Source organism: Salipiger mucosus DSM 16094 (assembly GCF_000442255.1).
Lineage (GTDB): Bacteria > Pseudomonadota > Alphaproteobacteria > Rhodobacterales > Rhodobacteraceae > Salipiger > Salipiger mucosus.
In genome coordinates this window covers 540,490-550,914 of record NZ_KE557275.1, presented here as the reverse complement: position 1 = coordinate 550,914, position 10,425 = coordinate 540,490, and the positions used below count along the sequence as shown (strand labels likewise).

The following is a 10,425-nucleotide window of genomic DNA, read 5'->3' as shown; positions in this document are numbered from 1 at the left end:
GTCGTGGCGGCGTCGGCGGCGACGGCGGCCATGGCGCCGCGCGAGGCCTGATCGGCGGCCATGACCGCGCCGCGCCGCCGGGCCAGGTCGATGAGCGCGGGGGCCTCGTAGCAGCCGGCCCAGTTCAGCGCCGCCAGCTCGCCGAGGCTGTGACCGATGGCGAGGTCTCCGCCGATGCCCAACCGGGCTAGCAGGGCGGTGCCCGCCGCCGAGGCCGTGGCGATGGCGGGCTGCGCGAAATCGGTGTCGGAGCGGTCCGCGAAGGACTGGAGGTCCGCCGCGTCGTAGAGGGCCGCGACCTCGGGGAAGCGCCGGGCGTGCAGGCCGCCCCGGCAGCGCGCGGGAGCCGCCTGCCCGGAAAAGAGGAACCCGATGCGGGCCGGCTCGCGGCGGGAGGAGAGGAAGACCTGCCGCTCGGTGTCGAGGTGCAGCGCGTCGTCGCCGGCGGCCTCGACCTGCGCCCGGAGCGTGTCCAGCGCCTCGGCCAGCTCGGCGGGTTTCGCCGCGACCACCGCGGCACGCCAGCGGAAATGACCGTCGCGGGCGGCGCGGCGGCCCAGTTCGACGGCGAGGTCGCCCATCTCGGCGCGCGAGAGCTCGGGCGCGATGCGCCGCACGTGGTCGATGGTCCAGGCGAGATCCCAGGCCGAGGTGGCGGCGAAGAGGAAGAGTTCGCAGTCCTGCGCGGTGTCGAGACGGGCACGCGGCAGGGTGACGGGGACCGAGGTGTGCGACCTGCGCGGCGGCTCGGCCAGGGTGACATGCGTGTTGATGCCGCCGAAGCCCATGGCGCTGACCCCGGCGCGGCGCTCCTGCCCGGCGGGGTCCCAGTCCTCGGTCCGCTCGCCGGGGCGGAGGTTGTCGGCATGGTCCGCGAAAAGCGGGTGCGGGTCGTGGCAGGCGGTGGTCGGCGGCAGAACGGCGTGGCGCAGGACCTGCGTGGCGCGCAGCAGGCCCGCGAGGCCCGCGGCGGCCTTGGTGTGGCCGATGTTGGCCTTGATCGAGCTGATGACCGCCGGGCGCAGGGGCGCGCCGGTCTCGGCGCGTTCGCGGATGAGGGCGGACAGCTCGGCCGCGTCGCCGACGCGGGTGCCGGTGCCGTGGCCCTCGAAGTAGCCGACCGTGTCGATGCCGTAGCCCGCGCGCCGGTAGGCCCGCGCGAGGGCCATGCGCTGGCCGTCGACCTCGGGGCGCGTGAGCCCGCCCCGCCCGTCCGAGGAGATGCCCCAACCGGTGATGACGGCCTGGATGTCCTCGCATTGCTCGAGGGCGTCCTCGAGCCGCATCAGCGCGACGAAGCCGCAGCCCTCGCCGGGCCAGAAGCCCTCGGACCGTTCGTCGTAGACGCGCATCTCGGTCCGGGCGAGCGCGGAGGTGCGCGAGAAGCCGACCAGCTCGAATGGGTCGAGGCTGAGGTCCACGCCCCCCGCAAGCACCATGTCTGCATCGCCCATGACCAGCGCAGTGCAGGCGTCGGTGACCGCCAGCAGCGAGGAGGAACAGGCGCCGTCGACGGAAAAGCCGCCGCCCTTGAGGTCGAAGTGGTTGCAGATGCGCCCGGCGATGGTGTTGGCCAGACCGCCAGCGAGCATGTCCTCGTTCGGGCGGGCGAAGGGCGCCTTGTAGCGCGCCTCGAGCGCGGCGAGATGCGCGGCCAGCTCGGCCTCGGGCATGTCGGGGCGGTCCTCGCGCAGCTGCTGCGCGACGACGCCGCGGACGTAGGGCCAGCGCAGGCGCATGAGCGCGGCGCGGGAGAACTCGCCGGTGAGGGTGTTGCCCACGACCACGCGCACCGCATCGTTCGAGACCGGCGCGCCGGACTTGCGGAAGCGGACGGACTCGATGCAGTCCTTCGCGACGGTCAGGGCCAGCCAGTGGGTGAGGTCCGTGACCTCGTAGCTGGCCTGCGGAACCCGGAACCAGTTGCGGTCGAAGGAAAAGCCGTTGAGCACCGCCGCCTGGTCGGCATAGGCCCGGTCGGCGGCGCGGCCCTCGGGGTCGAAGTAGTGCGCCGACAGACGCCCCGCCGGCATCCGGCGGAAGGCGCGGCGCTGCGCGAGCGAGTTCTCGAAGAGGGCATCGACGGTGTCGGCCTCGGGATACCGGCAGGCCATGCCGACGACGGCGATCGGGCAGGATCCGGGCATGGGGGCACCCCGCGAAGGTCTGGACGGGTCGGATGGGCCGGGCCGCTTCGGGTCCGGCCCGGCGCACCGGGCGGGCGCGGTGTCAGGACAGCGTGACGGGGTTCGAGGGCGCCTTGCCGATCGGCGTGTCCTTGGTCACGAGGACCTGCGTCAGCGCGCGCGAGGTGGGCGTGTACCACTTGTACTCGGCCGACTCCGCGTCGAGTTCGAGCACCCGGGACATCAGTGTGCCCTGGTAGACGTAGGCCAGCTCGCCCGGCGGGCAGGAGAAGGTCATCGACTGCGTGGTCGACTTGCTCCACTGCTCGGTGAAGGAGAGCGCGAAGGTGATCGAGGTCTTCTCGGTGACGATCTCGATGTTGACGCCGATCTCCTCGGTGATGCTGAGCGACTGCGTGGAGCTGAAGGTGAAGCCGGTGGTGACCGAGGTGGTGTAGCTGCTGGTCACCTTCGACCCGGTGTTGTCGAGCGAGGCGATGAGCTGGAGGTTGGGACTGAAGAGGATGATCGACAGTGCCTCCTGCTGGGTGGCCGTCGAGGGCACGCCCGCCTTGAAGGTGCTGTCGGTGGCCGGGGGCACGGTATCGAAGATCTTCAGTTCGTGGCCGGATGGAGGTCCAAATCCCATGGCGAGGTCTCTTTCCAATCGATGAAACAATGGCGGACCCGGGACGGGCCCGGGCTGTGTCAGACCCGGCAGGTGGGGGCCGTGGTCGGGTCGATGGCGAACTGCTTGAGCACCGCGTTGTAGTCGGTGCAGAGCACGCTCGGGTCGGAGTACATCACCGCGCCAGCGTTGATCGTGAGCGTCGTCGGGTGGGTGTCGCCGCCGTCCTTGTCCTTGCGCTTGTAGTCGGTGATGATGAGGTGCCACTTGATGAAGAGCACGCCGATCCCGTCCGCGTGCTGCGTCTTGGGGTCGTAGTTGTCCACCAGGAAGATCGCGCGGCTGTCGGTGACGTTGTAGTTGCTGAGGTTGGCGTTCGACAGCGGCTGGATGACGTTGGTCAGCGTCGCCTGCATGGTCGACTTGTCGAGCCCCTTGACCAGCGTCGCCGAGGCGGTGAGCCCGACGCTGACGAAGAGCTTCTGGATGGCCGCGGCGTTGTCCTCGTTCTTGGCGATGGTGGGCGGGTTGTCGATCACGCCCGCGAAGCCGTTGGTCGCGCGGTTGTCGTAGAGCCACTGGAAATGGGTCGGATACTGGATGATCTCGAGGTTCGGGGCATAGCCCTCGGCCTCGTCGTTGATGGTCCAGTTGCCGGTGGCCGCGCTGACCATCGGCTGGGCCTGCGCCGCGAGCGAGGTGGCCGCGACGATCCTGTTCTCGCCGAGCATGGGGTTCGCCACGTCGCCTTGCGGCGCCTTGATCGCCATCGACTGCACCTTGCCGTCAGCGAGTTCGGCGTTCACCTGGTCGATGTAGCCGCTGAGGTTCTGGTGACTGAGCTGGGCGCAATCGAGCCCGATATTCGCGAGCTGTTTCTTGAGGTTGGTGCTGTCGAAAGGCGTGGGGGTCGCCGCATTCAGCTGCCCCACATCGATACCCGGCGGAGGTCCGAAGCCCATGTCCCTGTTCTCCTGAAAAATGCTGTCTGTTATCAACGCATATGCCCGCAAACATTGCGAAAAACTGGTAATCCAGACGCCGGGGGCAGCCCCTGGCAGCCCCTCGGGAACACCGATTGACCTGACGCTAGGTAAAGACGCGAGTCGCGTCAACTTAAATCGCGCTAAGGTTTAGTATTTCGAAAAATCCGCTGAGATTCGGGAATTGGAGGCGAGATAATTAAGGGCAGATTGGCCGCCGCTTTTTCGCCATTATCGGCCTGCCATTTTCAACAGGCCCGGAATTGAACGAACGGCATAATTCCGAAAACATGCGAATGTCTCATAGGCGACAATTGCACCTCTACGCGAATGTCCTCACGAGCCCCGGGAAATCGGAGGTGCGCCCTGCGCGGCGTCGCATTTTTCTAAAGATGTCCCAGAGGCCCCTCCCGCAGAAAGATTGCCCGATGCAGCGAATCAACTCAAGATAGAAAAATATCCTTTTCGGGTACCATTATGGATCGAAGATCATTTCTATTCGCGGCCGGAGCCGCCGCCGGTGGCATGTCCGCCAGCCTCGGAGGCCGACCGGCCTTTGCCGCCCCCTCGCCGGGCCTTCCGCTTTCCGCCACGCTTCGGGATCAGTTCGCGCGCAGCGTCCGGGCCGGGTTCGGGCCGGGCTTCCGCGTCGTCTCGGCCGAGATCCGCGGCGGCAGCCTGCACGCGGTGATCGAGAACCGAGGCAACCGCACGCGGGTCATCTCCTCCGATCTCGTGACCATCGAGGTGGTGGAAACGCCATCCCTCTGACGGGGCGCGCCGCCCCTCCGACACCATCCAGCGCCGGGAGACGCCGACATGAACGGGGACATCACGCGGATCAGGGTTCATCCCGGCATCGGGATCGCGCGGCTGGGCGACAGCGAAGACCCCGAGACCAAGTATTTCATCGGCCCCGAGGCGCCGGGCGCGGTGCCGGACCCCGGCCCGCCCGAGGGGCCCGGCCCGGAGGGGGGCAGCTACCGCGACGCCGAGATGCGGCTCAAGCGGCAGGCGCAGCGGTTCCGGGTCTATGCCTACGACGCGAACGATACCTGCATCGGCGAGTTGACCACGGCGGAGTGCGAGAGCATCTCGTGGCGGGTGCACGTGCGCAACATGAAGGCGGCGAACTATGCCTTCCAGGGAGCATACCTCTTCGACCCCACGCAGCTGCGCAATCCCAACATCCAGGGCGACACGGCCGACCCGATCGACCGGACCGATCTCATCATCGACCCGGGTCCGCAGACCATCGACCAGGGCCAGTCGGAGGAGCTGCGGCTGGCGGGCGATGTCTTCACCAACGTGGGCGAGAGCCAGCTTCCCGGTTACCTCGACTACGACGACCCCGAGCTCTGCACCCGCGATCCGGCGCAGTTCGTGACCGTCACCTACACGCCTGCGACGGATGTCGAGATCGGCCGGATCAAGGCCGATGACGCGGGGCGGCTGATCTTCATCGCGGGGCCGGGCAAGGCGGACTGCGTGACCACGCCCCGGATCAAGCTGTCGAACCCGTCGGAGCACTTTGAGGCGCCCAACGGGCCCACGCTGGAGGACCGGCGCTACCAGCCGCTGGTCAACCAGTTCGCCTATTTCAATGTCCCCGGCTGGTGGGACGACACCTGTGGCGGCGAGATCGACGCGACGGTGGTGCTGAAGGACGGCACGGTGCTGAGCACGCGCGACGGGGTGACCGCCCCCGGCGACGCCGGCACGCGCAACGCCGAGAACGGCGCCTGGGTGGTGACCGCGCCGCCGAAATACGCGCCCTACATGTACCACGTCGTGTCGATCAAGGACCGCGTGCTCGAGGCCTTTCCCGAGGCCGACCCGACCCGTGGCCAGCCGACGGACTTCTACCGCGACGTCTATCCGATCCTGTCGCGGGCGGTGAATTACGGCTGGGTCAGCGCCGAGGCGGCGGGGGTGACGCCTGCGAACCGCAACCTCGCGCATGGGCCGAAGCAGGCCGGCAATCTGCTGAGCGAGGCCAACCTCGCGGTGCTGTCGGATCCTTCGGAGGCGGCGCGCTTTGCCCGCTCGCAGATCTACCGGCTGATGCGCGATGCCGAGGGCGGCAGCCTGCGCGCCACGCTGCCCGATCCGCCGCCGGCCCCCGCAGGCCCGCCGGTGCAGGCCAGGCGCGGCGCGCGCGGCAACAAGATGCCCAAGCTCTGGGGCACGGGCGGCAAGCCGCTGCAGAACGCGCAGCTGGGCAACAACCTGCCGAACCAGTACCTGAGCCTCACGCGCAACGACCTCGACCGCCTGCGCGACTGGGCCGAGGGCAATTTCGAGACCGGCGCGCCGGTGCCGGTGCAGCCGCTGGCGGACTACCCGGTGGCCGAGCAGCCCTTCGCGCTGGACTGCGCGGCGGTGGAGCCCACCATCGGCGGCGGCTTTCACCCCGGCATCGAGTTCCCCTACCTCATCTGCTACCCCGAGCTCTTCGCCGGGGCCTTTCGCGTCGCGCAGGGCACCGAGCCGGGGTCGGTCGCGGCCTACATGTCGAGCCCCTGGCAGGGAGACTACTGGTCCTGCAACACCGCGTGGTGGCCGGTGCAGCGACCCGAGATCGTCTTCACCTACGACCAATCCGACGGCAGCCGCAGCTACCGCGAGTGGTTCCGGGGCTACGATTCCCACGGCCAGCCGCTCTCGGGCTCGGACGGGTATGACCAGATGGTCTACGCCTGGCCCAAGCTGGGCATGGTGCTGCCGGTCAAGGCCGAGGGCGGCGGCTTCGTCATGCAGAACGGCTCGGTCGTCTACGAGGAGTTCGAGCGCGACCCGAGCCTGAACGCGCCGCCGGAAAACCCCAAGCCCGTGGCCTGCCCGACAGAGCTTGCCGAGACCGATGACGACGCGTGACGCCATCGTCCTTGGCGCCGGTCCCGCCGGTGCGGCCACGGCGATCACCTTGGCGCGGGCGGGGCTGCGCGTGCGGGTCGTGGAACGCCGCGCGGCGGCGCCGCCAGCGGGCTTTCCCGAGACGCTGCCGCCGGCCGCGAAGAGCAGCCTTGTCCGGTTGCTGGGGCCGGGCTGGGCCGACGCGGATTACTGCCGCGAGAGCCGGGGCAACGTCTCGGCCTGGGGCGGTGCGGCGCCGCAGGTGCAGGATTTCTTCTTCGCGCCGGAGGGCTGCGGCACCTGCGTGGATCGTGGCGGGTTCGACGCCGCGCTGCGCAATGCCGCCCGGGCGGCGGGGGCCGAACTGGTGACGGGCGCGCGATTGGCGGCCTGCACGCCCACGCCGTACGGGGGCTGGCGCGTGGTGCTGGAGGACGGGACCGGGGTCTCGGCGCCTTTCGTGGTGGATGCCTCCGGGCGGCGGGCCGCGCTGGCGCGCCGGTTGGACCTTGGCTGCGCGCAGGACGACGGGCTTTTCGCCTATTCGCTGGACTTCCGCACCGAGCGCCCGGACGACGACGGGTTCACCCGGATCGAGGCCTGCCGCTTCGGCTGGTGGTACAGCAACGCGGTGCCCGACCGGCCCGGGCGGCGCGTGGTGGTGCTGCACACCGACCGCGACCTGCCCGAGGCGCGACAGGCCGCCACGCGCGCCGGTCTCCTGCACCTGCTGGCCGAGGCGCCGGGGCTGCGCGACTTTCTCGCCGCGGGCGGTCATGCCGCCGAGGCGCAGGATATCCGCGGCGCGCCCGCGGGCGGGGCGCAGGCGCACGACCTGCCCGAGGGTCTGCTGGCCGTCGGCGATGCGGGGCAGGCCCACGATCCGCTGTCCTCGCAGGGGCTGTTCCACGCGCTGCAGTCGGGCGAGCTGGCGGGCACGGTGATCCGGCAGGCGCTGGAACAGGGCGACCGCGCCGGACCGCCGGCACAGTACCGGCGCATGCGCGCCGAGGCGCGGCAGCGCTACCTGCGCGAGCACGCGCGGGTCTACGGCATGGAGCGGCGCTGGCCCGATCATCCCTTCTGGGCGCGCCGCCAGGGCGCCTCGCAGACCGTCACCACCGAACCGGCAAAGGACGCAACCTCATGACCCGGCGCACGCTGAAGCTCGCACTTTTCGCCCTGCCCGTCGCCGTGGCCGCCCCGGCGCTGGCCAACGACGGGCGGACCGTTCCGCCGCCGGTCTTCCAGACCGGCGACACGCCCAGCCAGCCCCTGCCCGAGAAGGGCGATGCCGCGCAGGGGTTCATCGACTTCTTCAACCGCACCTACCTCTCCGAGGGCCCGCAGCTGCCGCTGCTGGGCCGGCAGGACGTGGTCTGGTTCCCGCCGCAGAGCGCCGGAGACACCTCGCTCGAGATGGTGGCGCGCGAGACGCCGGGCAATCCGGCCAACTGCGACCCGGGCGATCCGGGGTATCCGCCGCAGGGCTACCCGCTGGTCTGCGAGAACGACTTCTCGACCGGCGAGTTCTGCCAAGCCTGTCACGACAGCGCGCTCTACGTCGAGGGCGGCGGGCTGCCCGAGATGATGTACTACTCGAAGGACGAGCACGAGACATGGCTCGCCAACTGGTCGCAATACGGCGACTGGAACGCCACGATCATGCGGCTGGCGACGCGCGACCCGATCTGGCAGGCGCAGATCGAGACCGAGACGAACCAGCATCCCTATGCCGATCCGAACGTCATCCAGGACGTCTGCTTCAGCTGCCACGGCGAGATGGGCGAGCGGCAGATCGGGGACGACCACGGGGTGGATACGCCGTTCTGCACCGACATCTTCTACGCCACGCTGCCGGGCATCCTGTCGGACGCGGAGCGCGGCAAGCCCTTTCCCTTCACCGACAGCTGCGCGCCCATCGAGGGCAAGACCGTGGGCGATCACCCCGAGCTCTACGCGAAATACGGCGCGCTCGCGCGGGACGGTGTCTCCTGCGAGACGTGTCACCGCATCGGGCCGGAGGGCGGCGCCGGGCAGTGGACGCCCGGGCCGGATGCCGAGAGCTTCGACGTGTTCTACGGCCCCAACCGCTACGACGTGCACCTGCGGCAGCCATCGGAGCAGAAGCTGCCGTTGCAGCACGAGTTCACCGCCACCTTCGACTACGACATGGACAACATCATGGTGCCGGACCCGGTCTCCGACCTCGATGCCGTGCCGATGATGGAGGACGACGGGCTGGCCATCGCGCAGGCCCTGGATACCGAGAACGACGTCAGCTACCTGAGGCAGTCGGTGATCTGCGGCGCCTGCCACGTGCTGATCGTCCCAGAGATCCCGACGGCCTTCAAGCCCGGCGGCCCCCTGCCGGACGACGAGACATTCGGCAAACAGTACAAGTACTGGGATCGCCCGAAGGCCTGCACCGAAGACATCGAGAATTTCCAGGGCTCGACCGAGGACCGCTACGGCAATCCGCTGACCGATCCCTGCGTGACGCTGGGCTACGAGCAGGCGACCTACCTCGAGTGGATCAACAGCTCCTTCGCCAGCGAGCAGGACAACGGGAGCACCTGCCAGGGCTGCCACATGCCGCTGGTGACGAACGCCGACGATCCCTCGGACCACGGAGCGATCATGGCGCAGTCGACGCCGGGGCTGACGCCCAAGACCTACCGCCGGCATCGGCTGATGGGGATCAACCTGCCGGTCTTCGAGATGTTCGTGCAGTTCCCCGAGGTGCTGGGCGTCTCGCGCTACGACGACAACGCGCCCGACTTCGCCACAACCTCGATGGGCGAGGAAATGGCGGTGATCCAGAACTACCTGCTCAACGGGCAGATGGCGATCGTGGAGCAGGCGACCAGCCAGGCCAACGGCAACGGGCTGCGGCCCGACAGCCTGACGCCCGACCCGCAGGCGGCGGTCGAGATCGAGATCCTGTCGACCTCGGTCGCCGGGGGCACGGTCGAGGCGGACCTGATGGTGACCAACAACGCCGGGCACAAGTTCCCCTCGGGCGCGGGGTTCCGGCGCGGGTTCCTGCGCTTCGAGGTTCTGGACGCGGCGGGCAACCGGCTGTGGATCTCGGGCGAGACCAATCCCTATGGCGCGATCTGCGCGGGCACCTGCACCGAGGCGGCGGACGGCAGCTGGAACCTGCTGCCGAGCGAGACGCCGATGGGCAAGCCGGCGAACCTGCAGCCGCACCACGCGGTGGTGACCGACCCCTCGCAGGTGCAGATCTACGAGGTGCAGGCGGTGGACGACACCGGCACGCTGACCTCGCGCACGCTGGCGCTGTTCCACGACGCCAAGGACAACCGCCTGCTGCCGAAGGGTTTCACCCTGCCCGCAGCGCTGGACTGCGCGGCCGACCCGGGCGCGGGGCCCGAGATCTTCGGCATCGCGCGGTGCACGGCCGCCTATGCGACGGCGCCGCAACTGGAGCCGCTGACCGTCGGCAGCGCCATAGACGGCGACCCCTACTACAATGATCCGACCCTCGCCGGGGCGGACCGCATCAGCTATCGCGTCACCCTGCCCGAGGGCAGCGCGGCGCCCGACCGGGTGCGGGTGTCGATGGAGTACCAGACGATCCCGCCGGGCTTTCTCGCGCAGCGATTCCAGGACGGACACGTCGACGGCCAGGGCTACCTGCCCGCGACCGAGCGCAGCATCTACCTGACGAGCCACCTGAACACGAACCTGCCCCTCGAGAGCGAACACCCGGACAACCCGGGCCTTGGCTTCACCCGCAACTGGACGACCACGATCTACCGGGCCGAGGCGCAACTCTCGCAGTGACCGGACAGAGGAAACCCGCGTC

The 10,425-nt window shown here is 69.4% G+C and carries 7 protein-coding genes; 4 read left to right on the top strand and 3 right to left on the bottom strand.

Translation table 11 applies throughout. From position 1 onward, the window contains the following. The 3 genes from SALMUC_RS11940 to SALMUC_RS11930 all read right to left on the bottom strand — a co-directional run. A partial coding sequence (locus SALMUC_RS11940; RefSeq protein ID WP_020043208.1) for a type I polyketide synthase occupies positions 1-2,147 on the bottom strand: 2,147 nt, incomplete at its 3' end. 82 nt (positions 2,148-2,229) lie between these two features. Then, positions 2,230-2,775, bottom strand: coding sequence for a hypothetical protein (locus SALMUC_RS11935; protein WP_020043209.1), 546 nt, complete (start codon positions 2,773-2,775; stop codon positions 2,230-2,232). A 59-nt stretch (positions 2,776-2,834) separates the two neighbouring features. After that, entirely contained in the window at positions 2,835-3,716 is an 882-nt protein-coding gene (locus SALMUC_RS11930; protein WP_020043210.1) for a hypothetical protein, read from the bottom strand. Positions 3,717-4,262: 546 nt separating this feature from the next. Here SALMUC_RS11930 and SALMUC_RS11925 point away from each other — a divergent pair. From SALMUC_RS11925 to SALMUC_RS11910, 4 genes are read left to right on the top strand one after another with little or no spacing between them, the layout of a single operon-like run. Next, on the top strand, positions 4,263-4,508 hold the full coding sequence (locus SALMUC_RS11925) for a hypothetical protein (RefSeq protein WP_020043211.1): 246 nt from the start codon (positions 4,263-4,265) through the stop codon (positions 4,506-4,508). Between the two features lie 48 nt (positions 4,509-4,556). After that, positions 4,557-6,614, top strand: a complete 2,058-nt coding sequence (locus SALMUC_RS11920; protein WP_020043212.1) for a LodA/GoxA family CTQ-dependent oxidase — start codon at positions 4,557-4,559, stop codon at positions 6,612-6,614. After that, positions 6,601-7,743: a tryptophan 7-halogenase gene (locus SALMUC_RS11915; protein WP_020043213.1), complete on the top strand. Its 1,143-nt coding sequence runs from the start codon at positions 6,601-6,603 to the stop codon at positions 7,741-7,743. Before SALMUC_RS11920 ends, SALMUC_RS11915 begins: the two co-directional genes overlap by 14 nt. After that, positions 7,740-10,403 carry a hypothetical protein gene (locus tag SALMUC_RS11910; protein WP_020043214.1) on the top strand — a complete coding sequence of 888 codons (2,664 nt, stop codon included), beginning with the start codon at positions 7,740-7,742 and terminating at the stop codon, positions 10,401-10,403. The genes SALMUC_RS11915 and SALMUC_RS11910 overlap by 4 nt, the downstream gene beginning before the upstream one ends. Positions 10,404-10,425 lie beyond the last annotated feature (22 nt).

What these genes read in the sequence shown, in the direction of transcription:
- SALMUC_RS11935 (WP_020043209.1), bottom strand. Translation starts at nt 2,775, where the DNA reads ATGGGATTTGGACCTCCATCCGGCCACGAACTGAAGATCTTCGATACC.
- SALMUC_RS11930 (WP_020043210.1), bottom strand. Translation starts at nt 3,716, where the DNA reads ATGGGCTTCGGACCTCCGCCGGGTATCGATGTGGGGCAGCTGAATGCG.
- SALMUC_RS11925 (WP_020043211.1), top strand. Translation starts at nt 4,263, where the DNA reads ATGTCCGCCAGCCTCGGAGGCCGACCGGCCTTTGCCGCCCCCTCGCCG.
- SALMUC_RS11920 (WP_020043212.1), top strand. Translation starts at nt 4,557, where the DNA reads ATGAACGGGGACATCACGCGGATCAGGGTTCATCCCGGCATCGGGATC.
- SALMUC_RS11915 (WP_020043213.1), top strand. Translation starts at nt 6,601, where the DNA reads ATGACGACGCGTGACGCCATCGTCCTTGGCGCCGGTCCCGCCGGTGCG.
- SALMUC_RS11910 (WP_020043214.1), top strand. Translation starts at nt 7,740, where the DNA reads ATGACCCGGCGCACGCTGAAGCTCGCACTTTTCGCCCTGCCCGTCGCC.